The sequence below is a fragment of the Streptomyces dysideae genome (assembly GCF_001514305.1).
GTDB lineage: Bacteria > Actinomycetota > Actinomycetes > Streptomycetales > Streptomycetaceae > Streptomyces > Streptomyces dysideae.
In genome coordinates this window covers 1-24,131 of record NZ_KQ949140.1, presented here as the reverse complement: position 1 = coordinate 24,131, position 24,131 = coordinate 1, and the positions used below count along the sequence as shown (strand labels likewise).

24 protein-coding genes and 2 pseudogenes are annotated in these 24,131 nt (G+C 70.7%); 9 read left to right on the top strand and 17 right to left on the bottom strand.

The features are described from left to right. The 11 genes and pseudogenes from AQJ91_RS46900 to AQJ91_RS46850 all read right to left on the bottom strand — a co-directional run. Window positions 1-282 (bottom strand): lyase family protein (locus AQJ91_RS46900; RefSeq protein ID WP_267891320.1); only part of this gene is annotated, 282 nt, incomplete at its 3' end. Between the two features lie 140 nt (window positions 283-422). Then, entirely contained in the window at window positions 423-1,433 is a 1,011-nt protein-coding gene (locus tag AQJ91_RS46895) for an asparaginase (RefSeq protein ID WP_067036057.1), read from the bottom strand. Between the two features lie 32 nt (window positions 1,434-1,465). Continuing rightward, complete coding sequence (locus AQJ91_RS46890; RefSeq protein ID WP_067036054.1) at window positions 1,466-2,908, bottom strand: amino acid permease; 1,443 nt, start codon at window positions 2,906-2,908, stop codon at window positions 1,466-1,468. Continuing rightward, window positions 2,905-3,585: a FadR/GntR family transcriptional regulator gene (locus AQJ91_RS46885; protein WP_067036062.1), complete on the bottom strand. Its 681-nt coding sequence runs from the start codon at window positions 3,583-3,585 to the stop codon at window positions 2,905-2,907. The genes AQJ91_RS46890 and AQJ91_RS46885 overlap by 4 nt, the downstream gene beginning before the upstream one ends. Before the next feature lie 156 nt (window positions 3,586-3,741). Beyond that, window positions 3,742-4,123 (bottom strand): annotated as a pseudogene (locus AQJ91_RS46880) (undecaprenyl-diphosphate phosphatase). 74 nt (window positions 4,124-4,197) lie between these two features. Next, window positions 4,198-4,572, bottom strand: a complete 375-nt coding sequence (gene crcB / locus AQJ91_RS46875) for a fluoride efflux transporter CrcB (protein WP_067036051.1) — start codon at window positions 4,570-4,572, stop codon at window positions 4,198-4,200. Beyond that, window positions 4,569-4,949, bottom strand: a complete 381-nt coding sequence (locus AQJ91_RS46870; RefSeq protein WP_067036047.1) for a DUF190 domain-containing protein — start codon at window positions 4,947-4,949, stop codon at window positions 4,569-4,571. Before AQJ91_RS46870 ends, crcB (AQJ91_RS46875) begins: the two co-directional genes overlap by 4 nt. Then, window positions 4,946-5,407 (bottom strand): fluoride efflux transporter CrcB, encoded by a 462-nt coding sequence (crcB, locus tag AQJ91_RS46865; protein WP_067036044.1) that lies wholly within the window; start codon window positions 5,405-5,407, stop codon window positions 4,946-4,948. Before crcB (AQJ91_RS46865) ends, AQJ91_RS46870 begins: the two co-directional genes overlap by 4 nt. Window positions 5,408-5,707: 300 nt before the next feature. Continuing rightward, window positions 5,708-5,962 (bottom strand): helix-turn-helix domain-containing protein, encoded by a 255-nt coding sequence (locus tag AQJ91_RS46860; RefSeq protein ID WP_067036059.1) that lies wholly within the window; start codon window positions 5,960-5,962, stop codon window positions 5,708-5,710. 176 nt (window positions 5,963-6,138) lie between these two features. After that, entirely contained in the window at window positions 6,139-7,698 is a 1,560-nt protein-coding gene (locus AQJ91_RS46855) for a glycoside hydrolase family 53 protein (RefSeq protein WP_067036042.1), read from the bottom strand. A gap of 132 nt (window positions 7,699-7,830) precedes the next feature. Beyond that, window positions 7,831-9,852: a beta-galactosidase gene (locus tag AQJ91_RS46850; protein WP_067036038.1), complete on the bottom strand. Its 2,022-nt coding sequence runs from the start codon at window positions 9,850-9,852 to the stop codon at window positions 7,831-7,833. A gap of 184 nt (window positions 9,853-10,036) precedes the next feature. Between AQJ91_RS46850 and AQJ91_RS46845 the strand changes: the two genes are divergently transcribed. The 7 genes from AQJ91_RS46845 to AQJ91_RS58015 all read left to right on the top strand — a co-directional run bounded on the left by AQJ91_RS46845 (window position 10,037) and on the right by AQJ91_RS58015 (window position 15,931). Further along, on the top strand, window positions 10,037-11,368 hold the full coding sequence (locus tag AQJ91_RS46845; RefSeq protein WP_067036036.1) for an ABC transporter substrate-binding protein: 1,332 nt from the start codon (window positions 10,037-10,039) through the stop codon (window positions 11,366-11,368). Next, window positions 11,365-12,288: a carbohydrate ABC transporter permease gene (locus AQJ91_RS46840; RefSeq protein WP_067036034.1), complete on the top strand. Its 924-nt coding sequence runs from the start codon at window positions 11,365-11,367 to the stop codon at window positions 12,286-12,288. Before AQJ91_RS46845 ends, AQJ91_RS46840 begins: the two co-directional genes overlap by 4 nt. Beyond that, complete coding sequence (locus AQJ91_RS46835) at window positions 12,285-13,193, top strand: carbohydrate ABC transporter permease (protein WP_067036031.1); 909 nt, start codon at window positions 12,285-12,287, stop codon at window positions 13,191-13,193. Before AQJ91_RS46840 ends, AQJ91_RS46835 begins: the two co-directional genes overlap by 4 nt. After that, a complete protein-coding gene (locus tag AQJ91_RS46830; protein WP_067036028.1) occupies window positions 13,190-14,221 on the top strand; it encodes a LacI family DNA-binding transcriptional regulator in 1,032 nt (343 codons plus the stop codon). Before AQJ91_RS46835 ends, AQJ91_RS46830 begins: the two co-directional genes overlap by 4 nt. Window positions 14,222-14,379: 158 nt before the next feature. Next, on the top strand, window positions 14,380-14,730 hold the full coding sequence (locus AQJ91_RS46825; protein WP_067036026.1) for a VOC family protein: 351 nt from the start codon (window positions 14,380-14,382) through the stop codon (window positions 14,728-14,730). 71 nt (window positions 14,731-14,801) lie between these two features. Then, on the top strand, window positions 14,802-15,191 hold the full coding sequence (locus tag AQJ91_RS46820; RefSeq protein WP_067036023.1) for a MarR family winged helix-turn-helix transcriptional regulator: 390 nt from the start codon (window positions 14,802-14,804) through the stop codon (window positions 15,189-15,191). Next, on the top strand, window positions 15,077-15,931 hold the full coding sequence (locus tag AQJ91_RS58015; protein ID WP_324618067.1) for a helix-turn-helix domain-containing protein: 855 nt from the start codon (window positions 15,077-15,079) through the stop codon (window positions 15,929-15,931). The genes AQJ91_RS46820 and AQJ91_RS58015 overlap by 115 nt, the downstream gene beginning before the upstream one ends. On the opposite strand, the gene AQJ91_RS46810 is transcribed toward AQJ91_RS58015, so the two are convergent. From AQJ91_RS46810 to AQJ91_RS46800, 3 genes and pseudogenes are all read right to left on the bottom strand, one after another. Beyond that, window positions 15,891-16,292, bottom strand: a complete 402-nt coding sequence (locus tag AQJ91_RS46810; RefSeq protein ID WP_067036017.1) for an SseB family protein — start codon at window positions 16,290-16,292, stop codon at window positions 15,891-15,893. The two genes, AQJ91_RS58015 and AQJ91_RS46810, sit on opposite strands and share 41 nt — an antisense overlap. A 111-nt stretch (window positions 16,293-16,403) precedes the next feature. After that, window positions 16,404-17,645 carry an acyl-CoA dehydrogenase family protein gene (locus tag AQJ91_RS46805; protein ID WP_067036014.1) on the bottom strand — a complete coding sequence of 414 codons (1,242 nt, stop codon included), beginning with the start codon at window positions 17,643-17,645 and terminating at the stop codon, window positions 16,404-16,406. A gap of 94 nt (window positions 17,646-17,739) precedes the next feature. Beyond that, window positions 17,740-18,012 (bottom strand): annotated as a pseudogene (locus tag AQJ91_RS46800) (hypothetical protein); the annotation flags it as partial. Window positions 18,013-18,283: 271 nt separating this feature from the next. On the opposite strand from AQJ91_RS46800, the gene AQJ91_RS46795 reads away from it, so the two are divergent. Continuing rightward, window positions 18,284-19,552, top strand: a complete 1,269-nt coding sequence (locus AQJ91_RS46795) for an alpha-L-fucosidase (RefSeq protein WP_067036008.1) — start codon at window positions 18,284-18,286, stop codon at window positions 19,550-19,552. On the opposite strand, the gene AQJ91_RS46790 is transcribed toward AQJ91_RS46795, so the two are convergent. From AQJ91_RS46790 to AQJ91_RS46780, 3 genes are all read right to left on the bottom strand, one after another. Beyond that, window positions 19,531-20,229, bottom strand: a complete 699-nt coding sequence (locus AQJ91_RS46790) for a hypothetical protein (protein ID WP_067036006.1) — start codon at window positions 20,227-20,229, stop codon at window positions 19,531-19,533. The genes AQJ91_RS46795 and AQJ91_RS46790 overlap by 22 nt on opposite strands. Next, window positions 20,226-20,975, bottom strand: coding sequence for a Type 1 glutamine amidotransferase-like domain-containing protein (locus tag AQJ91_RS46785; RefSeq protein ID WP_067036004.1), 750 nt, complete (start codon window positions 20,973-20,975; stop codon window positions 20,226-20,228). Before AQJ91_RS46785 ends, AQJ91_RS46790 begins: the two co-directional genes overlap by 4 nt. Before the next feature lie 234 nt (window positions 20,976-21,209). Continuing rightward, the gene (locus tag AQJ91_RS46780) at window positions 21,210-21,809 is read right to left on the bottom strand and encodes a hypothetical protein (RefSeq protein ID WP_067036001.1); all 600 of its coding nucleotides are present in this window, start codon (window positions 21,807-21,809) and stop codon (window positions 21,210-21,212) included. A gap of 751 nt (window positions 21,810-22,560) precedes the next feature. Here AQJ91_RS46780 and AQJ91_RS46775 point away from each other — a divergent pair. Beyond that, window positions 22,561-23,880: a phosphoribosyltransferase gene (locus AQJ91_RS46775; protein ID WP_067035998.1), complete on the top strand. Its 1,320-nt coding sequence runs from the start codon at window positions 22,561-22,563 to the stop codon at window positions 23,878-23,880. Window positions 23,881-24,131 lie beyond the last annotated feature (251 nt).

The window sequence follows — 24,131 nt, the reverse complement described above, 5'->3', positions numbered from 1 at the left end:
GACGACGAACTGGTCGTGCAGCTTGCCGTCGCGGATCTCCCGGCAGGCCTCGACGATGGCGGCGGCCTTCTTCGGGTCCAGCAGGCCGAGTTCCTCGTTGGCGCGAGCGGCGGCCTCCTTGACGGCGGCCAGCGCGTCGATGAGGTGCGGGTAGGCGGAGATCGGCGTCCCGGTGATGGGGAAGTTCTCCGTGGCGCGCAAGGTGTGAACACCCCAGTACGCGTCGACGGGTATGTCGCGGTAGCCGAGCAGGTCGTGTTCGCTACGGGTGACGGCGGTCATGAGGAAACGGTTCCTCTTTCTGAGAGGGATGAGGGCGAGCGCCCCTTCAGGGGCGCGGGGCGTTATCGACATTCGGCTACCGCCGCGCGGGCGCGACCAGCCACATAGGGCCCGCAGTAGAAGACGAAACCGAAGTCACATCAGACCGACACAGCCACGGGATCCAACGCCCGCACCGGACGGATGCTGCCCACCGGGCGCCCGCCGCCGAGCAGCGCCTCACCGCCGAACTCCGTGAGCAGCACGGGGTCGACGCCGACGCGCGCCAGCGCCGCCGCGGCGACCGGGACGCGGGCCCGGTTGGCGCCGTCGGCGATCTTCACGGCAACGGCCCGGCCGTCGGGCAGGGCAGCCACCTGCACGCCCTCGAACCCGTCCTTGGCGAGCAGCCCCGGCACGGCCCGCATCAGCGCGGCCACGTCCCGCCCGGAGCCGGACGCCATCTCGGCGTGCTCGCGCATCGCGTCCGCCACGCGTGCCTCCGGGATGCCGGGCGCGGCGGTGGTGATGCGGGCGGCGGCGCGGGCGAGGCCGTGCAGGGACACGGAGAAGAGAGGCGCCCCGCAACCGTCCACCGTCACCTGCGCGATGCGCTGCCCGGTGAGGTCCTCGACGATCTCCGCGATGGCCTGCTGGAGCGGGTGGCCGGGGTCGAGGTAGTCGTCCAGGGACCAGCCGTTGAGCTTGCAGGTGTACAGCATGGCCGCGTGCTTGCCGGAGCAGTTCTGGGCGAGCCGGGAGGGCATCCGGCCCTCGCGCACCCAGTCGTCCCGGACGACCGGGTCGAACGGCATGTCCATGACGTTACGCAGGTCGTCCTCGGTGAGTTCGGCGAGCTCCAGGATGCGCCGGGTACCGGCGAGGTGGCGTTCCTCGCCGGAGTGGCTGGCCGCGGTGAGCGAGAGCAGGTCGCCGTCGAGCGGGAGCCCGGCCCGCACCATGGCGACGGCCTGGACGGGCTTGAGCGCCGAGCGCGGGTAGAAGGCGGCCTCGATGTCGCCGAGCTGGAACTGGACCTCGCCGTCGGCGCCGAGGACGACGACGGAGCCGTAGTGGATGCCCTCGATCACCCCGCCGCGTATCAGGTGGGCGACGGGTGCGTGCAGGGGTTCGCGGACGAGGGGTGCGTCCGCGAGGGAACTTCTGAACATCACTGCCTGTGTTTCATGGGCCGGGGCGCGGTTCACGCGTCGGCTCCGGTGGTGGACTTGCGCGCTGCGTTGCGGCGGATGGCGAACCATCCGGCGACCAGTGCTCCGGCGATCAGCGGCAGGCACAGCACGGTGGTGCGGCCGGCGCCGCCGTCGGCGTACATGAGGACCAGGACGGAGGCGAGGAAGGCCAGCGTCACGAGTTCGGTCCAGGGGGAGCCCGGCAGACGGTAGCCGGGGCGGGTGAGCTCGCCCTTCTGGGTCTTCTGCCAGAAGAGCAGGTGACAGATCATGATCATGCCCCAGGTGGCGAGGATGCCGAGCGCGGCGAAGTTCAGGACGATCTCGAACGCGTCGGCGGGGACGACGAAGTTGAGGCCGACACCCAGCACACAGATACCGCTGGTGAGCAGGATGCCGCCGTACGGGACCTGGCTGCGGCTCATCACCGAGGTGAACTTCGGGGCGGAGCCGGACATCGCCATGGAGCGCAGGATGCGGCCGGTGGAGTACAGGCCGGAGTTGAGCGAGGACATGGCCGCGGTGAGGACGACGAGGTTCATCACGCCGCCGGCCGCCGGGATGCCGATGTTGGAGAGCACGGTGACGAAGGGGCTCTCGCCGGCCGTGTACCTGTTCCACGGCAGCAGCATCGACAGCAGGACCACCGAGCCGACGTAGAACAGACCGACGCGCCACATGATCGAGTTGATCGCCTTCGGCATGATCTTCTCGGGGTTCTCGGTCTCGCCCGCCGCGACGCCGACCAGTTCGACGGAGGCGTAGGCGAAGACGACGCCCTGGATGATCAGCAGCATGGGCAGCAGGCCGTTGGGGAAGACGCCGCCGTGGTCGGTGATCAGGGACGGGCCGGGGGTGGTGCCGTCGACGGGCTGCTGGGTGACCAGCAGGAAGATGCCGATCAGCATGAAGATCACCAGCGCGCTGACCTTGACGATGGCGAACCAGAACTCCAGTTCGCCGAAGATCTTCACCGAGATCAGGTTCACGGTGAGGACGACGGCGAGCGCGATCAGTGCGATCACCCACTGCGGGACGTCGGAGAACATGCCCCAGTAGTGGGTGTAGGTGGCGACCGCGGTGATGTCGGCGATGCCGGTGGTGGCCCAGTTGAGGAAGTACATCCAGCCCGCGGTGTACGCGCCCTTCTCGCCCATGAATTCGCGGGCGTACGACACGAAGGCGCCGGAGGACGGCCGGTACAGGACGAGTTCGCCGAGGGCGCGCACGACGAGGAAGGCGAACAGTCCGCAGACCGCGTAGGCGATGAACAGGGACGGGCCGGCGTCGGCGAGGCGGCCGCCGGCGCCGAGGAAGAGGCCGGTGCCGATGGCGCCGCCGATGGCGATCATGTTGACGTGCCGGGACTTGAGGGACTTGCTGTAGCCCGCGTCGCCGGCGTCCACGTGCGCGGCCGGTTTGCGCGTCTCCTGCCGGAGGTGCTGCTCGCTCACGCCTCGGGTCCGCCTTCCGTTGTGGGGGAGTCACCGTGCGCCGGGCGCACGATGTGGGTGAGGGTGGTCTCGACGCGGTCGAGGTGGTGGGCCATGGCCTCGGTCGCGTCGTGTTCGGAACCGTCGATCAGCGCCTCGACGATCGCCCGGTGCTCGCGGTTGGACTGCTCGCGGCGGCCGCCCAGTTCGTTGAGGAAGGCGGACTGGCGGGCCAGCGCGTCCCGGATCTCCTCGATCACCCGGCGGAAGACCGGGTTCTGGGCTGCCTCGGCCACGGCCAGATGGAAGAGGGTGTCCATGGCGACCCACGCGGTGGTGTCCGTCTCCCGTTCCATGCGGTCCAGCAGGTGGGCCAGATGGTCGAGGTTCTCCGGGGTGCGGCGCACCGCCGCGTACCCGGCGACCGGGATCTCGACGTGCCGGCGCACCTCCAGCAGGTCGCTGGCCGCGTAGTCGCCGAAGGTGGGGTCCTCGACGGTGCTGGCGACGACGAAGGTGCCCTTGCCGGTCTTGGAGACGGTCAGGCCCATGGTCTGCAGGGCCCGCAGGGCCTCGCGCAGCACGGGCCGACTGATCTCCAGGGTGCGGCAGAGCTCGGCCTCGGAGGGGAGCTTGTCCCCTACGGCGTACTCGCCGCGCTCGATGGCACCGCGCAGATGCCCGAGCACCGCTTCCATGGCGCTGACGCGCCGCGGGCCCTGACTGGCTGTCTGGCTGTCTGACAGGTTCACGGGAGTGATACTCCGGGTGCCGGGCGGGTGCTGTCAAGGCGCGTGTATGGAGAAATTCATGGGGCGTGAAGGATGAAATGCGGCTTCACACCCCGGCGCCCGTCAACTGCTGAGGACGCCCGTGGCCAGCAGGCCGAGAAGCAGCACGCCGACGACGATGCGGTAGATCACGAAGGCGTTGAAGGAGTGTCTGGCGACGAACTTCAGCAGCCAGGAGATGGAGGCGTAGGCGACGACGAAGGGGACGGCGGTGCCGACGATCAGCGGGGCCGCCCCCACTCCGGTGCCGAGAGCGTCCGAGCACGGCGGCGATCGCGCCGACCTGGATGACGGCCGAGAACCCGACCACGGCGTCGTCGTCGACGGGGATGCCCATCAGCCCCTCGACGATCTTCAGATGGCCGGTCGAGGAGACGGGAAGGAACTCGGTCACCCCCTCGACGGCTCCAAGCAGCACGGCCTGACCGACGGAGATGGCGCTCATGGGATCCAGTTCCGGGGGCGAGGTCGACAGGGGCGCGCCCAGTCCTACCAGCCACGGGTGTGACGTCGTCCGCGCTACGCCCACACCGTCTGGGCGATCAACACCCCGACGAACGCCGCGCCCAGCCCCGCCATCACACTGCCGACGATATTGGCGGCGGCGTAGAGACCGGCCCCCGTCTCGGTCAGCCGCAGGGTCTCGTACGAGAAGGTCGAATACGTGGTCAGGGCCCCGCACAGGCCGGTGCCCAGCAGCAGCTGGAGGTGGGAGCTCGCAGCGCCCGCGACCGCAGCACCGGTCAGCAGACCGAGGACCAGACAGCCGGTGACGTTGACCGCGAAGGTGCCCCAGGGGAACACCGAATCGTGCCGGGACTGCACCACCCGGTCGGTGAGGTACCGGAGCGGGGCGCCGACCATGGCGCCCGCGACGACCAGCAGCCAGTTCACAACGAGTTCTTACCCTCTCCGTCCGATTCGCCGGGATCGTCGCCCCGGCCCGCGTACCGGATGACCTCACAGTCGTCGAGGATCACGAGCCCTTCGGAGACGAGTTCGTCAAGCTCGGGCAGAAAGGCCCGTACCCGCTCCTCGGTGTCGACGATCACGATCGCGACCGGCAGGTCCTCGCTCAGGGACAGCAGCCGCGAGGTGTGGATGAGGGAGGAGGCGCCGAAGCCCTCGATACCGCGGAAGACGCTGGCACCGGCGAGGCCGGCCCGGTGGGCGCGGTGCACGATCTCGGTGTAGAGGGGCTTGTGGTGCCAGGTGTCGTTCTCGCCGATGAAGACGGTGACGCGCAGGGCACTGCCGGTCAGCCTCGTCATGACTGCCTCCGCTTCAGGACGCGGCGGGTGACCGCGACCGCGAGCCACACCGCCGTGAGCGCCGCGAGCAGGGTCGCGGCGAGGTAGGCCAGCCCGGTGCGGGGGTGGCCGGTGTCAACGAGCTTCTGGATGTCGACGGCGTACGTCGAGAAGGTGGTGAAGCCGCCGAGCACGCCGGTGCCGAAGAAGGGGCGGACGAGCTTGTGGGCGGCCCACACATCGGTGATGACCACCATGAACACGCCGATCACGGCGCAGCCGACGACGTTGGTCCAGAAGGTCGCCCAGGGGAATCCGCCGACCTGGGCAGGCCACCACAGCGAGGCGGCATACCGTGCCGTGGCACCGACACCACCACCGAGCGCGACCACCAGGACGATCGACCCCTGGCCCCGCCAGACAGACGCCCGTGCGGGCCGGGGCCGGGCACGGAGGCTCTCGGTCTCCGGGACTGTCATGGCCGTACGTCTCCTACTCGCCGGGGCCCGGACATACGGGCGCGCGCCTTCGCAAGCAGGGACCGTTGGCGGCACCACTGCCACGGTTCGGGTACGGCGGGCCCCACCACCGCGCCGCGGGGGAGATCGCGGCCGGGGATCAGGGTAACTCCAGCCCCCGACCCGGGTCACTTCGAGGCGGGGCCAGGTGAGGCGCCCCTTTGGCGGGGCTGTGCTTGATATGCGGCTCCGCCACGTGGGCGCGATCAACCCCCACAGGCCCGCAGCCGCCGCACGAGAGAACCCCCTACGACGCCTGGGCTACCAGCCCTTCTCAAACATGCGCGCCACCTCAGCGATCCGCATCTCGTCGCGCCGGTAATAGGTACGTCGGCGAATCCGCTTCGTGCGCAGCAGTCCAATGTCCGCGAGCAGCCCGAGGTCCGTCTCAGCGACCTGCCGGGACACACCGAGCTTCTCGGCAACAGCAGCCGCGGTGACGCCGTCCTCGACAGCCGGATCCTTCAGCCACTCCAAGATGTCCAGGCGCCTCTCGCTTACGCCGGTCCTCAGCATTTCGTCCCCCTCCGTACACGCCTCCTCACGGTGCGTCTTCCCACTGTGGCGCACTCGAAGCCGCCGTGCACGGGGCTCATCGGCCCTTGTCCGATACCGAACGGTCGTGCGCGAAGGGGGCGTCCGAGAGGCCCGGTCGCCGGCGTGCGACCGGGCCCCCTTGTCACCTCACGGGATCACCGGTGGCCGAACCACGACATGGAGGACAGCGCCCGGTCGTCGTAGCCGAACAGGGCCTGGTTCTCCCAGCCGTTGCCGGAGGACGCGTCGGTCGGGTCCCAGCCGTTGCCGGAGACGGCGGTCCAGGTCGGCTCCCAGTAGAAGACGCCGAGGCCGCGACCGTTAGGGACGGCCTCCACGATGCTGGCGATGTCCTTCATCCACCGCGTCTGGCCGGCCGTCGAGGCCGGGTAGCCGGAGACGAGCTCACCACTGGTGTCGATGATGTTCTCGTGCGAGTCCTCGCTGTCCAGCCGGAACGGGTAGGCCGTCTCGGCGACGAAGACCCGCTTGCCGTAGCGGGAGGCCGCGTCGTCCAGCGTGGTCTGGAAGTCGTAGAGCGTGCCGTGCCAGTAGCCGTAGTAGGACAGGCCGATGACGTCGAACTTCACGCCGTTGGACACCGCGCTGTCGAACCACCAGCGGGTGCCGGAGAGGTCACCGCCCTTGGCGAGGTGCAGTGCCACGGTCGTCGACGAGTTGACCGCCTTGACCGCGTCGTAGCCGGAGTTGAGCAGACCGGCGAGCTGCGACCAGTTGTTGGTGGAGCCCTCGTTCCACAGCATGCCGCCGTTGATCTCGTTGCCGACCTGGACCATGTCGGCGGTGGTGCCCTGCGCCTTGAGCGCGTTGAGCACGTCGTACGTGTGGTTGTACACGTCGGTCCTGAGCTGGCTGTACGAGTGGCCCGCCCAGGCGGCCGGCTTGCTCTGGGCGCCCGGGTCGGCCCAGGTGTCCGAGTAGTGGAAGTCGACCAGCAGCTTCATGCCCCGCGCCTTGACGCGCTTGGCCATCGCGAGGACGCGGGTCTTGTTGTTGTAGCCGTCGGCCGGGTTCACCCAGACCTTCAGGCGCGCGTAGTTCTGGCCGGCGGACTTGAGGATGGCGAGCGCGTCGCCGGTCGAGCCGGAGCTCGTCCGGTAGACGCCGCCCCTGGCCTCGCTCTTGGCGAGCGACGAGACGTCGGAACCCTTGATCGACAGACCGGACGTGCCGGACGCGAAGGTCAGGTCGTCAACATTGATCCAGTTGCCGGCGTTCGCGTCACTGTTGATGCTGATGGTGCACTGGTTGTTGGTCACGTTGACCGGCACGACGATACGGATCCACCCGCTCGCGGAGACCGGGAGGTCGGTGCGCTGCTCGGTGCCGCCGCAGTTCTTGAGGGATATGTAGGCGGACTTCTGGCCGCCGCCGGAGCGGACCCACGCGGTGAGCTTGTAGTTCCCGTTGGTCAGCCCGGACAGGTACTGGTACGTCTCCACCTTGTAGGCGGAGGACGCCCAGTGGCTCAGCCGGTAGCTCCCGCTGCGGCCGCCGGCCTCGCTGAACGAGGCGGCGGTCGAGCCGTACTCCGACCAGCCGGCGGGGGCGGCCGCGCCTGCGCCGTCGGATTCGAAGCCGCCGTTGGTGAGCGTGCTGGCGGCCGTGGCGGTCGGCGCGGGCAGGGCGGTGAGGGCGAGCCCCGCGGTGAGCGGCAGCAGCAGGGCTTGGAGGGTGCGTCTGGGATGGAACATCGTCGTCCGTCGTCCCTTCGACGTATGGGGTTGGGGGTGTCCCTCGCCAAGCGGTGAGGGGGCCTCACCACGGCGGTGAGGAACCCCTCCGCCCGCGGCACCGGCGGCTCGCACGGGCGGAGGGGAGTCGGCTCAGCCGTCGAGTCGTACGACCCGGACGGCTCCCGCGGGGACCTCGATGCGGCCCGCGGCGCGTTCGCCGGTGAGCAGCTCGGTGCCGTGGGCCTCCAGCGGCACCTTGGCGTCCGACGCGGTGTGGTTGATCGCGAACAGGTAGGTGCCGGACTCGCCGGTGCGGCGCACGAGTTCCACGTCTCGGGGCAGGTCGACGTGCGGGGCGATCCGCGCGTCCTCGACGGCCCAGCCCAGCAGCGCGTCGAGGCCCTCGGCGCCCAGGCGGGTGGAGACGTACCAGGCGGTGCCCTCGCCGAGGCGGTTCCGAGTGACGGCCGGGTGGCCGGCGGTGAGCCCGTCGGCGTACGTCCAGACGGTCTCGGCGCCGCGCGGGACCACGAACTCGGTCCACACGTCACCGGCGAGCTCGGAGCCGTCCGGGCCGGTGATGCGCGCCAACTGGCCCTGGAGCAGCGGCGAGAACTCCTCGATGGTGAGGCCGAGGACGTCCCGCAGCGGGCCGGGGTAGGCGCCCTCGTGCACGGCGTCGTGCTCGTCGACGATGCCGGAGAAGAACGAGACGACGAGGGTGCCGCCGTTCTCGACGTACGCCGTGACGTTGCGGCCGGCCGCCTCCGTCATCAGGTACAGCGCCGGCACGACGACCAGCGGGTACCGCGACAGGTCGGCCTCCGGGTGAGCGAAGTCGACGGTGAGGTGGCGGTCGTAGAGGGCCTCATAGAAGGCGTCGGCGCGCTCGCGCGGGTCGTGGTCCTCACTGGGGCGCCAGGCGAGGTTCTGCGCCCACCAGGAGTGCCAGTCCCACAGGACGGCCACGTCGCCCTGGGTACGGGTGCCGCGGACGGTGCTCAACGAGTCCAGGGAGGCGCCCAGTTCGACGACCTCGCGCCACACGCGCGTGTCGGTGCCGCCGTGCGGGACCATCGCCGAGTGGAACTTCTCGGCGCCGCGCCGGGACTGCCGCCACTGGAAGAACATGGCGCCGTCGGAGCCGCGCGCCACATGGCCGAGGGAGTTGCGGGCCATCTGGCCGGGGGCCTTGGCGGGGTTGCGGGCCTGCCAGTTGATACCCGAGGTGGAGTGTTCGAGCAGCAGCCAGGGGGCGCCGCCCGCGACGGAGCGGGTGAGGTCGGCGGCCATCGCCAGGTTCACGTGGGTGCGGCGGCCGTCGGTGATCAGGTAGTGGTCGTTGGTGACGATGTCGACCTCGCGGCCCCAGGCCCAGTAGTCGACGGAGTCGCACTGGCTGAGCGCGGTCATGAAGTTCGTGGTGACCGGGATGCCGGGCGAGAGGCGGTGCAGGATGTCGCGCTCCATCACGAAGTTCTCGCGCATGGTGGCGTCGGCGAACCGCTTGTAGTCGAGGGCCTGGGCCGGGTTGCCGACGGTGGGCGTGGCGCGCGGCGGGTTGATCTGCTCGAAGTCGGTGTAGCGCTGGCCCCAGAAGGCGGTGCCCCAGGCCTCGTTGACGCTGTCGACCGTCCCGTACGTCGACTCCAGCCAGCGGCGGAAGTGGGCGGTGCAGGAGTCGCAGTAGCAGGCCGAGACGGGGACGCCGTACTCGTTGTGCACGTGCCACATCGCCAGGGCGGGGTGGTCGGCGTAGCGCTCGGCGAGCCGGGTGGTGATGTCGGCGGCGGCGGCGCGGTAGTCCGCGTTGCTGTGGCAGATCGCGGCACGGGAGCCGAACTCGTACCGTACGCCCGCCGGCGTCACGGGCAGCGCCTCGGGGTGCTCCCGGTAGAACCAGACCGGGGGTGCCACTGTCGATGTGCCGAGGTCGACGCGGACGCCGTTCTCGTGCAGCAGGTCGAGGAGGCGGTCGAGCCAGCCGAAGTCGTACACCCCGTGTGTGGGCTCCAGGAGCGCCCAGGAGAAGATTCCGACACTCACCATGGTGACGCCGGCCTCCCGCATCAGCCGGACGTCTTCCTGCCAGACGCTCTCCGGCCACTGCTCGGGGTTGTAGTCCCCACCGAAGGCGAGCCTGGTGAGGCCCGTGGGGGTGGTCTCCGGCATGGAATGTCTCCCGATTGATCGATCAGTTGGGAACGTGCACACACAGCGGCACCGGTGCGAGCCCAACATAACCGCACGGCAACAACCATTGACAAGCGTCCGGGATGTTTCTCTACTGTGAACGCTCACAGAAGCATGGCAGGTCCTCGCAGCAGGCGGGGACCCCAGGTCAGGGGAGAGATCCATGCCCATCACTAAGCGCCGCCGGCTCTTTTCCAAGAGTGCAGCCACCACCGTCGCCGTCGCCCTCGGCGCCACCGCACTCGCCGCCTGCGGCTCGTCCGACGGCGACAGCGAGGCCGACTCCGGTCCTGTCTCGCTGACGTACTGGACCTGGACGCCCGGCATGGACAAGGTCGTCGACCTGTGGAACAAGGGCCCGGGCAAGAAGGACCAGATCACGGTCACGGCGAAGAAGCAGGCGGGCGGCGACACGCTGGTCACCAAGATCCTCACCGCGCACAAGGCCGGCAAGGCTCCCGACCTGGTCCAGGCCGAGTACCAGGTGCTGCCGACGCTGGTCAGCAATGACGTGCTCGCCGACATATCGAAGGACGTCGGCGACGCGAAGAGCAAGTTCGCCGACGGGGTGTGGCAGCAGACGACGCTGGGCACGGACGCGGTCTACGCGGTCCCGCAGGACATCGGGCCGATGATGTTCTACTACCGCGAGGACCTCTTCAAGCAGTACGGCCTGAAGGTCCCGACCACCTGGGAAGAGTTCGCCGAGACGGCCCGCGCGCTGAAGAAGAAGGCCCCGGACAAGGACCTCACCACCTTCTCCGCCAACGACTCCGGCCTCTTCGCGGGCCTGGCCCAGCAGGCCGGCGCCAAGTGGTGGACCACCGAGGGCGACAAGTGGAAGGTCGGCATCAATGACGCCGCCTCCCAGAAGGTCGCCAAGTTCTGGGGCGACCTCGTCAAGGAGGGCGCCATCGACAACCAGCCGATGTACACACCGCCCTGGAACAAGGCGCTCAACACCGGCAAGCAGATCGCCTGGGTCAGCGCCGTGTGGGCCCCGGGCACGCTGACCACAGCCGCGCCCGAGACCAAGGGCAAGTGGGCCATGGCCCCGCTCCCCCAGTGGTCGGAGTCCGAGAACGTCACCGGCAGCTGGGGCGGTTCTTCCACCGCCGTCACCACCGACTCCAAGCACCAGGCGGCCGCCGCGAAGTTCGCCGCCTGGCTGAACACCGACGACGCGGCCCTGCAGGCGCTGGCGAAGGAGAGCGGCATCTACCCGGCCGCCACGAACGCCCAGACCAGCGGCGCCTTCGCCAACCCGCCGGAGTTCTTCTCGAACCAGCCGGACTTCTACACCAAGGCCGCCGAGATCGCGAAGACCACCGCGCCGTCCGCCTGGGGCCCGAACGTGAACGTCGCCTACACGACCTTCAAGGACGCCTTCGGCTCCGCCGCCAAGAACAAGTCCGACTTCGTGACCGCCCTGAACACCATGCAGGACGACACGGTCGCCGACCTCGAGAAGCAGGGCTTCGAGGTCTCCGAGTGACCAGCGGACGCCGGCAGTCGTACGGGGTCAAGGGGGCCCCGTACGCCTTCCTCATTCCCGCAACGGTCCTCTTCACCCTGTTCTTCGCGCTGCCCATCGGGTACGCGGTCTGGCTCAGCTTCCGCAAGGTCAAGGTCTCCGGGCTCGGCCTGGGCGCCGGTGCCCGCAAGGAGGTCTGGGCCGGTTTCCGGAACTACAGCGACGCCCTCACCGACAGCGAGCTGATCGACGGCGCGCTGCGCGTGCTGGGCTACGGCTGCATCGTGGTCCCGGTCATGCTGGGCCTGGCCCTGCTGTTCGCGCTGATGCTCGACTCCGACAAGGTGCGGCTCGCCCCCTTCACCCGGCTCGCGATCTTCCTGCCGTACGCCATTCCCGGCGTCGTGGCGGCCCTGCTGTGGGGCTTCCTGTACCTGCCGGACGTGAGCCCGTTCCACTTCGTGCTCGACCGGCTGGACCTGCCGCAGCCGGACCTGCTGGACGGCGGTCCGCTGTATCTCGCCCTGTCGAACATCGCCGTGTGGGGCGGCACCGGCTTCAACATGATCGTCATCTACACCTCGCTGCAGGCGATCCCGGCCGAGGTGTACGAGGCGGCCAAGCTGGACGGTGCCACGCCGCTGCAGATCGCACTGCGGATCAAGGTCCCGATGGTGGCGCCGTCGCTGGTGCTGACCTTCTTCTTCTCGATCATCGCGACGCTCCAGGTGTTCAACGAACCGACCACCCTCAAGCCGCTCACCAACTCCGTGTCCACGACCTGGAGTCCGCTGATGAAGGTGTACCAGGACGCCTTCGGCAAGGGCGACATCTACGCGGCGGCCGCCCAGGCCACGATCATCGCCCTCGCCACGCTGCTGCTGTCCTTCGGCTTCCTGCGGGCCGCGAACCGTCGCCAGAAGCAGGAGGCAGCACGATGAGTTCTCTTGCCGTCGGCAAGGCCGACACGGCCGCGGGCACGACACCCGGCACGGCCCAGGACCGCCCGCCGCTGCGCCGGCGGATCGCGCTGGTCCCGACGATCACGCTCCTGCTGGGTGCGGTGTACTGCCTGCTGCCCGTGGCGTGGGTGGTGATCGCGGCGACGAAGTCCGGCAGTGAGCTGTTCTCCACGTTCACCTTCCTGCCGGGGTCCGGGTTCGCCGACAACTTCTCGGACCTGAGCGCCTACCGCGACGGCGTGTACTGGCAGTGGATGGGCAACTCCGCCCTGTACGCCGTTCTCGGCGCCCTGCTGTCGACGTGTGTGTCGGCGTTCAGCGGGTACGCGCTCGCGATCTACCGCTTCCGCGGCCGCGAGACGATGTTCAACGTCCTGCTCGCGGGCGTGCTGATGCCGCCGATCATCCTCGCCATCCCGCAGTACCTGCTGCTGGCGAAGGCGGACCTGACGGACTCGTACCTGTCGGTGCTGCTGCCGCAGATCCTCTCGCCGTACGGCGTCTACCTCTCGCGGATCTACGCGGCCGCCGCCGTGCCCGCCGACGTGGTCGAGGCCGGGCGGATGGACGGCGCGAGCGAGTGGCGGATCTTCACCCGGGTCGCGCTGCCGATGATGGTGCCCGGCATGGTGACGGTGTTCCTGTTCCAGTTCGTGGCGATCTGGAACAACTTCCTGTTGCCGTACATCATGCTCAGCGACGACGAGAAGTTCCCGATCACGCTCGGTCTGTACACGCTGCTCGAGCAGGGCGCCAACACGCCCGCGCTGTACACCCTGGTGATCACCGGCGCGTTCCTCGCCGTCATCCCGCTGGTCGCGCTCTTCCTGGTCATCCAGCGCTTCTGGAGCCTCGATCTCCTCTCCGGAGCCGTAAAGTCATGACCATGAGCAATACGGGGGGCCGGCGCAGACCGCCGACGATCCACGACGTGGCGCGCGAGGCAGGCGTCTCACGCGGCACCGTCTCACGCGTGCTCAACGGCGGGCACTACGTCAGCCCGACGGCGCAGGAAGCGGTCAACGCCGCGATCCGCAAGACGGGCTACGTCGTGAACCGGCACGCCCGCTCGCTGATCACGGGGCGTTCGGACTCGATCGGCTTCCTGTTGACCGAACCTCAGGAGAGGTTCTTCGAGGACCCCAACTTCAATGTCCTGCTGCGCGGCTGTACGCAGGCGCTCGCCGCGCACGACATTCCCCTCCTGCTGATGCTGGCCGGGACCGAGGACGAACGGCGCCGCATAACGCGGTACATCACGGCGGGGCACGTCGACGGGGTGCTGCTGGTCTCCAGCCACTCCGGCGATCCGGTCGCCGAGGAACTGCGGGAGGCGGGCGTGCCGCTCGTCGCGTGCGGCAAGCCGATCGGCCTGGGCTCCAAGGTGAGTTACGTGGCGGCGGACGACCGGGACGGCGCCCGGGACATGGTGCGCCACCTGCTGTCGCTGGGCCGCCGCCGCATCGGCGTGGTCACCGGTCCGCTGGACACGCCCGGCGGTGTCGAGCGGCTCGCGGGCTACAAGGAGGTGCTCGCCGAGGCAGGCATCGAGACCGACGACCGGCTCGTCGTGTCCGGCGACTACAGCCGGGCCAGCGGTGAGGCGGGCGCCGAGCGTCTGCTCGCGCAGGCTCCCGACCTGGACGCGGTGTTCGTCGCGTCCGACCTGATGGCACAGGGTGTGCTGACGGCCCTGGAGCGGGCGGGACGCCGGGTGCCGCAGGACGTCGCGGTCGGCGGCTTCGACGACTCGTCGGCCGCGCTCGCCGCCCGCCCCCAGCTCACCACCATCCGCCAGCCCTACGACCGCATCAGCGCCGAGATGGTGCGGGTGCTGCTCGCCCAGATCGGCGGTGAGGACCCGGCGGCGGTGATCCTGCCGACGGAACTGGTGAAGCGGGAGTCGACGTGACCGCGTAACCGGATGACGAGCGAGGGGTGCTGCCAGGCCGGGCAGCACCCCGTCGCTCGTCATCCGGTCAGGATTGAAGAAGCCAGGCACCGCTCCCCCGTCCTAGCGTGAAACCACCGACGAAATCCGTCGGTCCACGCAGCACACAGGAGTACGCCATGACCGCCGGCCTCAAGGTGATCGTTTACCCCGTCAAGGACCTCGCCCGGGCGAAGGCCCTGTTCAGCGCCCTGCTGAAGACGGAACCGTACGCGGACGAGCCGTACTACGTCGGCTTCAAGGACGCGGGCCAGGACGTCGGCCTCGACCCCAACGGACACGCCAAGGGCATGACCGGCCCGGTGCCCTACTGGCACGTGGACGACATCAGGGCGACGCTCGCCGCGCTGCTGGAGGCAGGGGCCGAGCTGCTGCAGGACGTGCAGGACGTGGGCGGCGGCAAGCTGATCGCCTCGGTGAAGGACGCGGACGGCAATCTGGTCGGACTGGCGCAGGAACCGGCCGCCTAGCACCCCCGCCCGATTGCACATGCACTAGTTGCACACTCAACCACTGGCTGGATCGGTGTTACCGTGCCGGTATGGCAGTCGAGACGGCCGGCGCAGGGCTCGAGCAACGGTGGCGGGACATCCTGTCGGTGCACGCGCGCACGATGAACGAGATCGACCGTGTGCTGCACCCGCACGGCCTGGGCGCGAGTGACTTCGAGGTGCTCGACATCCTCGTCACCGAGTCGCCCCAGGAGGGCGACCAGTGCCGGGTACAGAACCTCGTCGGCCGGGTGCACCTCAGCCAGAGCGCGCTCTCCCGGCTGATCGGTCGGCTGGAAAAGGACGGTCTGGTCGAGCGTTCGGTGTGCGTGGAGGACCGGCGCGGCGTGTGGGTGACCCTGACCCGCAAGGGGCGCGCGCTGCACGCCGAGGTCCTGCCGCTGCAGCGGGACGCGCTGGCCCGGATGCTGGGCGACTAGAGCACGAACTCCGTTGCGTCCGGGAGGACATCGGCCCCCGCCTCCGACGCCAGCGCGTCGGCCGGTGCGGCGGGGTCGACCAGCGGGTTCGTGTGGCTCAGGTGGGTCTGGATCCGCCGGGGACCGCCCGTACGGGCCGGGTGTGGAACGGGCTCCGTCCAGTACGGCCCAGTCCGCCGTGGCGAGCAGATCGTCCAGTACCGGGGTCCGGGATCGCCTTCGGCCGTGGCAGAGGACGGAGTCGACGGGGTCAGCACGTGTACGACGCGTTGCCGCTCGCGGCGATCGCACAGGTGGGGGTGCGCACCCCGCAGGAGGCGTTCAGCAGGTACGTCGGGATGTCACCGATGGCGTACGTCCGTGAGGTGCGCCTGCAGCGGACCCGCGAGCAGCTCCTGGCCTCGGCGCCGGGGGTGACGACTGTCGCGGACGCCGCCTGTCGATGGGGCTTCGTTCTGAGGGTGTACGTCGGGAATCCGTCGCGTTTTGCGGAGAGGTGCCGCGCTTCGCGGAGCGACAGGACGGCCGAGCGGTCCTATCGTCTGGGGAAGGCAGTCGCACGGACCGGGGATGAGCGGCGTCGGTGCTGCTCATCCTCTTCGTGTGCCCGGGTGCGGGAGCGGGAGCGGCCCGCGCCCTTCCGGGGCCCGGCTGCTCCCCCTCGGTATCACCGGTGGCCGGGCCCGCCCCACAGGGGGGCTACGCCTGTGCCAGCAGGGTGCGTACGCCCTCCGACGTGAGCGTCAGCGGGTGCGGGGAGCCGGCGTCGATGCTGAGGGCCAGGTCGTCGGCGGGCCACTGTGCGGCGAGTGCGCCGAGGGGCACCAGGCGGTAGCGGTGGACGAACGGCAGCAGCTCGGCCATCGCGGGCTCCGAGGTGAACACGGGCACCGTCGGCTCACCGCCCGGCTGCTCGATGACGGGCAGTGCCACCGCGGCGGGATCGGCGGCGTCCGCCTCGTCGACGTCGTCCGGCACGGGCACCAGGACCTCGCTGATCGCGAGCGTGTGCAGTGCCGCCATGTCCTCGGTGTTGTCGGCCAGGGCGTCCAGCGCCCGTCGGGCCGGGGTGGCGGTGTTGTCGTGCGCGGGTGTGTCCATGGCTGATGAGTCCCCTGATAGCGGCGGTCGTGCGGCCTGTCCGGGGCGCGGTCCGCCCCGAGCGCGGTCCTGCTCGCGTACCCGATCCGGAGCGGAGCATTCATGCCCAGGTCAGGGAATCAGCGGGATGTCCGCCGAGGGCAGACCGAGGCGGTCGCGGCCGACCCGGCGGGCGAGGGGCTCGGCCATACTGGCGCCGACATGCGTCCAGTACGTGGCCGCGTCCCGGAAGTAGCGCTGCATCCGCTCGCCGTCGCGGGCGTGCCGGGAGCCGGCGGTGCGGAAGAGGCTGCCCTGCAGTACGTCCCAGGCCAGGCGCCCGGCGTGCAGGAAGGTGAGGGCGAGGCGGTTGTCCTCGGCGAGGGTGAAGGGGGCCGTTCCGTCTGCGTTGCGGCGGCAGGTCTCCATCCAGTCCTCGGCGGTCTGCCGCAGCGCCGCGTGGGCCGTGTGGATCAGGCCCAGGGCTTCGCCCAGGTGCCGCTGGTAGTCGTGGAGATCGGCCCGGGTGCGGTCGGGTTCCAGGGTGAGGGGGCGGGCGGCGACGATCCGGGCGTACTCGTCGGCGGCGGCGTACGCGGTGCCGATCATGATGGCGGCGAGTTCGCCGTGGAAGAAGCTCGGCGCCCGCCCGGCGTACATCGGGTTGCCGTGCAGTTCGGAGCCGGCGCTGCCGCCCTCGACCGGCAGGTCGAGCAGGCTCGCCTCGCGGGTGAGGTACGTGGGGATGCGGGCCTGTTCCATGTGGATGCTGTTGGAGCCGCTGCCGCGCAGGCCGAGGACGCCGTGCCAGTCGTCGAGCACCGTCCACACCGAGCGCGGGGCCACGAACAGCACCGGCGGTCCCGGCGGGTCGCCGGGCTTCTCGGGGGCGCGCAGTGTCTGGCCGACGTAGTGGGTGGAGTAGGGGGCGCCGGAGGAGTACGGCCAGGTGCCGTCGAGGACGACATGGCCGTCGCCGTCGGGCTGGGCGACGCCGACGGGCGTGACCGTGGACGCGGCGCGGAAGTCGCCGTCGGTGCCGAAGATCTCGTCCTGCGCCTTCTCCTCGAAGAGGGTGGCGACCTGGAGGACGTGGGCGGCGGTGAGTGACAGCGCCCAGCCGGTGGAGGGGCAGCCGCGGGCGATCTCGACGACGACGCGGTAGAAGGCGGGCAGGCCGAACTCGTAGCCGCCGTACCGGCGCGGCTGCAGGATGCGGTAGACACCGGCCCGCAGGAAGTCGTCGTGGGTGTCCTTGGGGTAGTGCGTCAGCCGTTCGGTCTCCGGCTGGCGTTCGAGCAGCACGGGCCGCAGGTGCGCGGCCCGTTCGATCACGTCGTCTTCGGTGAGTGCGGGTTCGGGAGCGGCGATCACGGTGCCTCCTGACGTGTGGGGACGTCCGTACGTGTCGCGATACGGGTGATTCAACACGGCAACCACCACTCCCGTACCCACCGGATAACGCCAACTACTTGAGGTAGGGACCGTCCGTTCCGATCTTGCCGGGGCCGTTGAGCACGTACACCCGCAGGTTGCCCTTGCCGGGCGCGGACACGGACAGCCTGCCGTCGGTCACGGTCTTCACGTCTCCGGTGACGGCGTCCGTGTAGGTGCCGTTGGGAATGCCGGTGCAGGCGGCGGCTCCGGTGACGGTGACGAGTGCGAAGCTGTCCGAACTGCCGCTGGTGTAGCGGCGTTTGAAGGACATCGAGCCGCTGATGCCGTCGGTGGAGTACTGGCCCGCGACCACCTCCAAGGCAACGTCACCGCCACCGACTTCGGCAAGGTCGGCTCGGCGAGCGGTGAGGTCGCGACCACGCTCGCGCAGCCGCTGGTCAAGCACCTCCAGCGGCTCAACCAGATCCGGCGGGCGGTCCCCGCCCTCCAGACCAGGCGTAAAGGGTTCGCGCATCCGTCCGCGCCGCTCGGGGAGGGCGCCCGTGGTGAAAACGGACCAGTAGTGGTGACCTTGGCCCACGCGCCCGACGGCCGGTTCGGCCTAGCGTGGCCGTATGCCGATGCACCCCTGGTTCCGCGACGCCAAGCTGGGCGTCTTCCTCCACTACGGCATCTACGCCGTCGACGGAGTGCCGGAGTCCTGGTCCTTCTACACCGGACAGGTCTCCCACGAGCGGTACATGAAGCAGCTCGACGGATTCACCGCGTCACGCTACGAACCACGCGACTGGGCCGGCCTGTTCGCCCGCGCCGGCGCCCGGTACGCCGTTCTGACGGCACGTCACCATGACGGGGTTGCCCTGTGGGACACCGCGCACGGCGACCTGAACGTCGTCCGGCACACCCCGGCGGGCCGCGATCTGGTCGCTCCGTACGTGGCCGCGCTGCGCGAGCGGGACCTCAAGGTCGGCCTCTACTACTCCCACTCCGACTGGAACCACCCCGACTACGCGACCACCCGGCACCCCGACCCCGGCGACGCGCCCCTGAACCCCGACTACTCCGACGCGGCACCCGGCGAGGAGGACCCGAGGGCCTGGGCGCGCTTCCTCGGCTACCGCGACGCGCAGGTCGGCGAGCTGGTCGACCGGTTCCGCCCCGACCTGCTGTGGTTCGACGGCGAGTGGGAGCGCGCCGAGGAGCAATGGGGCATGCGGGCGCTGGCCGAGCGGATCCTGACGGGCAACCCGGACACGGTCCTCAACGCGCGCATGCTGAGTCACGGCGACTATGCGACGCCCGAGCAGGGGGTGCCGTTGCAAGCGCCGGACGGGCCTTGGGAGTTGTGCCTGACGGTCAACGACTCGTGGGGCTTCCAGCATCAGGACCACAACCACAAGTCGGTGCGCCAGCTGGTCCGTTACTTCACGGAGACGATCGGCATGGGCGGCAATCTCCTGCTCGACGTCGGTCCGCGGGAGGACGGCACGATCCCGGAGGAACAGGCCGAGCGCCTGGAGGGTCTGGGGGAGTGGATCGCACGGCATTCCGAGGCGGTGTACGGCACGGTCGCCGGGCTGCCGGCCGGGCACCACTACGGCCCGAGCACACTGTCGCCGGACCGCCGCATGCTGTACCTGATGTGCTTCGACGCCCCACGCGAGACACTGTCCGTCCGCGGCCTGCGCAACCGCATCCGCCGGGTGACGGTGCTCGGCACAGGTGCGGAACTGGGGCACCGGGTCATCGGCGGGCTGCACGAGGTGCCCGGCGTGACATGGATCGACGCGCCGGAACCGGCCGATGTCGATCCGTACGCGACCGTGCTGGCCGTCGAGTTGGAGGGGGAACTGGACCTCTATCAGGGCGCGGGGCGCGACTGAGCGCAGGGGGCCGCCTCGGGTGCGGGGCGGAGCCGCAGCCCTGCGGGGGTGAAGGTGAAGGTCTCGGGGAACGGGCCGTCGCCGAAGCGGACCGCGAACAGGAGCGGTTCCTCGTGCGCGGGGGGCCAGGAGGGCTCGGTTCCGTCCAGGCTGCCGTTCCAGAGATGGAAGAACACGATCGGGCGGCCGGGGTCCTCGGTGAGGTAGCCGAGGGTCTTGCCGTACAGGGGGTTGTTCCCGCCGAACAGGACGGAGGGTTCCCCGAATTCGGCGACCACTTCCGACCACCACCGGTCCTCGCCGGCCCACTGACGGGCCCGGGCGACGAGGGCGTCGTACGTCTCCGCGTCGAGGACCCGGTCCGGCCGGAGCCAGCCGCGCCGGTGGGCGAACTCGGCGTAGACCGAGGCCACGCCGTACTCGTGGTTCCGGCCCGGAATCAGCCGCTGGAAGACGCCCTGGACGCCGAGGGCGTTCCAGCATCCCCGCTCTGCCAGACGGCCCCTCTCCTCGTCCCACGCCGTGGGCTGTCCCTCCGCGAACAGCAGGTGGTCGAAGAGCAGCCACAGGGCGGTCTCGCCGCCGAACATCCCCGGCCGACGCAGCGCATGGTTCAACTGCTCGACCAGGTGGGCGTGTATGTCGTCGGCGGTCGCGAGCGTCCTGGAAGCGGTCATGGCCGTGAGCCTCGGGCATCGAGGCCACCCGGCAGGAGACGACACGGCAGCGCGCGCTCCTGGGCGCCCCCGGTCACACCGTCCGGCTCCACCCGGTACACGAACGCCCCCGGAGCCCGGGCCACGGTCTCCGTCAGCCGGCCCTCCGTGAACAGCGCTCCGGCACCGTCGTCCAGAGCCCACCCGGCGGGCAGCGCGCCCCTCGCCACGGCGGCCCGGTAGGAGGGCCGGCGCCCGGGTTCGCTGTCGTAGTGCGGGCAGACCGAGCCGGGCAGCAGCCCCAGTCCGTCCGGGAGGAAGGTGAGCGGGCCGAAGGAGTCGGTGTGCGAGCCCTCGGCCCAGCAGTTGGCGCCGGCGCTGATGCCGCACAGCAGCGTGCCGCGGTCGTAGGCCTCCCGCAGCAGCCGGTCCACGCCATGGGTGCGCCACACCGCGAGGAGGTTCGCCGTGTTGCCGCCGCCCACATAGACGACGTCCTGCGCCAGCAGGTATGTGCGCAGCTCGTCGCCGCCCAACTCCCGCCGGAACAGCGGCAGAACGGACGGCTCACAGTCCGGGCGGGCCCGGAACGCGGCGAGGAACCGCTCGATGTACGCGGGGGCGTCACCGCTGGCGGTGGGCAGGAAGCCCACCTTGGGCCGGTCGGTGCGCGCATGCCCCAGCATCCATTCGTCCAGCAGTCCGTCCTCGTCGGTGGAGAAGCCTCCGCCGAGGAGGGCCAGGCGAGACGGGGGAACGGCGGGCACGGACGGCTCCTGGGGCGACGGGTGGCGGAAGGGGAACCGTATCCACGGGTCGACGCGCCGGGCGACGGGATTTCACGGACCTGGCCGGGCTACCCGGTCCAGGCGACGGCGAGGCGGTCGCCCTCGTCCGTGACGCCGGTGCCGAGTTCCGCGCCGGCGCGGGTGAGGCGGGCGGCGATCCAGTCGTTCTCCTGACGGGAGGATATCGCCGGGCCCCGGCCTGACCTGGCCCTGTCAGTCGCCGGATGGGCTCCTCGCCGTGCCCAGGGCGAGCAGCGCGAACCCCAGGGCGAAACCGACCATCGTCCACACGCCACGCGGCCAGAAGATGTGGCTGTCCGTGAAGGACCAGCCGGCCGCGACTAGCACTGCCGTGCCGGGCAGGACCCGGACGCCGTACCGGGGGAAGAGCGCGACCGCCGTGGCCACGACGGCGCCGATCAGGGCGTAGGCACCCGCCGCACCGAGCGCCTCCCCCGTCGCGTAGAGCGGGCGCTTGACAGGTCCGATGCTCGCGCCCGCTGCGGTGTGCTCGACGGCGGTTCCGGCGGCGATCCCGGCGACCGCGTCGAGCCCCGTGTAGAAGGCGGCGTAACCGAAGCAGCCCGCCCACGCCACGACGGTCGCGTACCCCGTGAGATCCCGGCGGGGCCGCCGCCACAGCGGTACGAGGAGACCGACGGCAAGCAGCGGGAAGACCGGCAGCAGCGCGATGTGCAGGTCCTCCCAGTGCGCGGCGGTCGCCCTGGACAGGCCTGTCGGGTGAGCGAGGCCCGCCGCGGCCAGCAGGAGCGGCGCGGCGGCGACAAGGGCGATACGGCGGAGGGTCAGCACGCTGCGATCGTAGGGGCGGGGTGTCGTCCGGGCCGGGCGCGTAAGGCTTTCGTAAGACATTCCGGCCGCGCACGAGACAGGGCGGGCCGGGCACCGGGCGCTGCGGGGTGGTGCCCCGTGGCGTGGTGCAGTCATGCGGACCGCGCGGCTCCGCTCGGCGCGCCGGGGGAAAGCACCGGCCCGTCGGCCGGGCGGGCGGAGGTGGCGTTCACCGTGCCGACGCCGGCCGCCGGTCCTCCGCACAGCCGTCCACGCCGCTCACGGGCGGCTACGCCGCAATCCTGTCCAGCGTCGAGCACACAGCTGTGCTGACCTGCGCAGTCATGAACTCCGCGCCGCTACTCCACTTCGCGGGACGCCACCCGCTGCGGTCGGCCGCGCGTCGGCCGACCGGACATTCGCCGCATGGCCGCGCATCGAAACCACCCCCGACACCCCCACCCACACCCACACCCACACCCACACCCCGACCATCCGGCCCCCGCGCCCGACACATGCCCACCCCTGTCCACACCAGGCTCCGGACCGCCCGCCCCACCCCTCCCAGCCCCGGAGTCGTAGCCTGAAAGGGAAGGGACGCTCTCCCGCCGCCGAGGGCTGTGCGGCAGGCGGCCACGGTCCCGGGCCGGGACCTGAACGCCCGCGTCGCCACCCTCAGCGGTGCGCTGCGACGGCGACTGAGGGCACAACTCGTCGCCGCGGCACGGCGGTCGGGGACCGTCGGGCCGTGGTGCGTGCGGGGAGGCGGCGTATGCGTTACGACGACCGCAGGTCGGCCGGGCGTCAGCTGTCCGGACACCTGGAGCAGCTGCGCGACCAGGACGTGGTGGTGCTGGGGCTGCCGCGGGGCGGGGTGCCGGTGGCGTACGAGGTTGCGCGGGCGCTCGACGCGCCGCTGGATGTGCTGGTGGTGCGCAAGCTGGGCGTGCCCTGGCAGCCGGAACTGGGCTTCGGGGCGATCGGCGAGCACGGCGTCCGGGTGCTGAACCGGGACGTGCTGAGCGAGGCCGGGCTGGACTCCGCCCAGCAGGCCGATGTGGAGAAGGCCGAGCGGGCCGAACTGGACCGGCGGGTGCGCAGCTACCGGCAGGGGCGCGCTCCGCTGCCGGTCACCGGGCGTACGGCTGTGGTGGTGGACGACGGTCTGGCCACCGGCGCCACCGCCGAGGCCGCCTGCCGGGTGGTTCGCGGCCAGGGCGCGGGCCGGGTCGTGCTCGCCGTGCCGGTCGGGCCGAGCAGCACGGTCGCCGGGCTGCGGCAGGTGGCCGACGAGGTGATCTGCCCGGAGACGGTGCCGGTCCTCGGCTCGGTGGGCGCTTGGTACGACGACTTCACTCAGACCTCGGACAGGGAGGTCGTCTCCCTGCTCGCCGAGGCCGCCCACTCCCCCGCCGACCCGCCGCCGAACCGCGAGGTGACGGTGCCGGCCGGCGGGGTGCAGCTCGGTGCGCGGCTGGTCGTACCGGACGGGGCGCAGGCGGTCGTGGCGTTCGCGCACGGCAGCGGAAGCAGCCGCCACAGCCCCCGCAACCGGCATGTCGCGACGATGCTCAACCGGGCGGGCCTGGCCACCCTGCTGCTCGACCTGCTCACCGACGGCGAGTCGGGCGACCCGTCCCATGTCTTCGACATCCCCCTGCTCGCCCAGCGGCTGCACGCCGCCGCCCAGTGGGTGAGCCGTGAAACCGCCCTGCCCGTCGCCTACTTCGGGGCCAGCACCGGGGCCGCCGCCGCCCTGGAGGCCGCCGCCCTGCCCGGCTCCGACATCCGCGCGGTCGTCTCCCGCGGCGGCCGACCCGACCTGGCCGCGCCCGACGCGCTGACCGGGGTGCGGGCACCGGTGCTGCTCATCGTGGGCAGCCGGGACACCCGGGTGCTCAGCCTCAACCGGCTCGCCGCCGACCGTATGCACTGCCCGCACCAGATCGCCGTCGTCCCCGGCGCCACCCACCTCTTCGAGGAGCCCGGCGCCCTGGACACGGTCGCGCGGCTGGCCCGCGACTGGTTCACCGCCCACCTGGACCACCCGGCCGCCGCGGCGACGCCGCCGCCGCCGCGCCGGTCGGCGTGAGAGCCTTGTCGATACGTCCTGACAAACCCGTTGACAACCCTCGCAGGCGGCTCCATAGTCATGCCACTAGAGCGCGCTAATAAAGCGCTCTAGCGCAGCCGCGAGCGGTCCACACCCAAGACCGTCGTTGATCGCCCTCCGCCACCACACAGGGCGTTCACACACCCATCAACACGCTCATCCGCCCCGCCCGCCCGGGCGCGGTCGCCCCTTTCGTCGTCGCGGGCCTTCACTCCCCGACACCCCCGACC

Coding starts and splice junctions, on each gene's coding strand:
- AQJ91_RS46895 (WP_067036057.1), bottom strand. CDS start 1,433: ATGTTCAGAAGTTCCCTCGCGGACGCACCCCTCGTCCGCGAACCCCTG.
- AQJ91_RS46885 (WP_067036062.1), bottom strand. CDS start 3,585: ATGGAAGCGGTGCTCGGGCATCTGCGCGGTGCCATCGAGCGCGGCGAG.
- AQJ91_RS46870 (WP_067036047.1), bottom strand. CDS start 4,949: ATGACGAGGCTGACCGGCAGTGCCCTGCGCGTCACCGTCTTCATCGGC.
- crcB (WP_067036044.1), bottom strand. CDS start 5,407: ATGACAGTCCCGGAGACCGAGAGCCTCCGTGCCCGGCCCCGGCCCGCA.
- AQJ91_RS46860 (WP_067036059.1), bottom strand. CDS start 5,962: ATGCTGAGGACCGGCGTAAGCGAGAGGCGCCTGGACATCTTGGAGTGG.
- AQJ91_RS46855 (WP_067036042.1), bottom strand. CDS start 7,698: ATGTTCCATCCCAGACGCACCCTCCAAGCCCTGCTGCTGCCGCTCACC.
- AQJ91_RS46850 (WP_067036038.1), bottom strand. CDS start 9,852: ATGCCGGAGACCACCCCCACGGGCCTCACCAGGCTCGCCTTCGGTGGG.
- AQJ91_RS46845 (WP_067036036.1), top strand. CDS start 10,037: ATGCCCATCACTAAGCGCCGCCGGCTCTTTTCCAAGAGTGCAGCCACC.
- AQJ91_RS46835 (WP_067036031.1), top strand. CDS start 12,285: ATGAGTTCTCTTGCCGTCGGCAAGGCCGACACGGCCGCGGGCACGACA.
- AQJ91_RS46830 (WP_067036028.1), top strand. CDS start 13,190: ATGACCATGAGCAATACGGGGGGCCGGCGCAGACCGCCGACGATCCAC.
- AQJ91_RS46825 (WP_067036026.1), top strand. CDS start 14,380: ATGACCGCCGGCCTCAAGGTGATCGTTTACCCCGTCAAGGACCTCGCC.
- AQJ91_RS46820 (WP_067036023.1), top strand. CDS start 14,802: ATGGCAGTCGAGACGGCCGGCGCAGGGCTCGAGCAACGGTGGCGGGAC.
- AQJ91_RS46810 (WP_067036017.1), bottom strand. CDS start 16,292: ATGGACACACCCGCGCACGACAACACCGCCACCCCGGCCCGACGGGCG.
- AQJ91_RS46795 (WP_067036008.1), top strand. CDS start 18,284: ATGCCGATGCACCCCTGGTTCCGCGACGCCAAGCTGGGCGTCTTCCTC.
- AQJ91_RS46790 (WP_067036006.1), bottom strand. CDS start 20,229: ATGACCGCTTCCAGGACGCTCGCGACCGCCGACGACATACACGCCCAC.
- AQJ91_RS46775 (WP_067035998.1), top strand. CDS start 22,561: ATGCGTTACGACGACCGCAGGTCGGCCGGGCGTCAGCTGTCCGGACAC.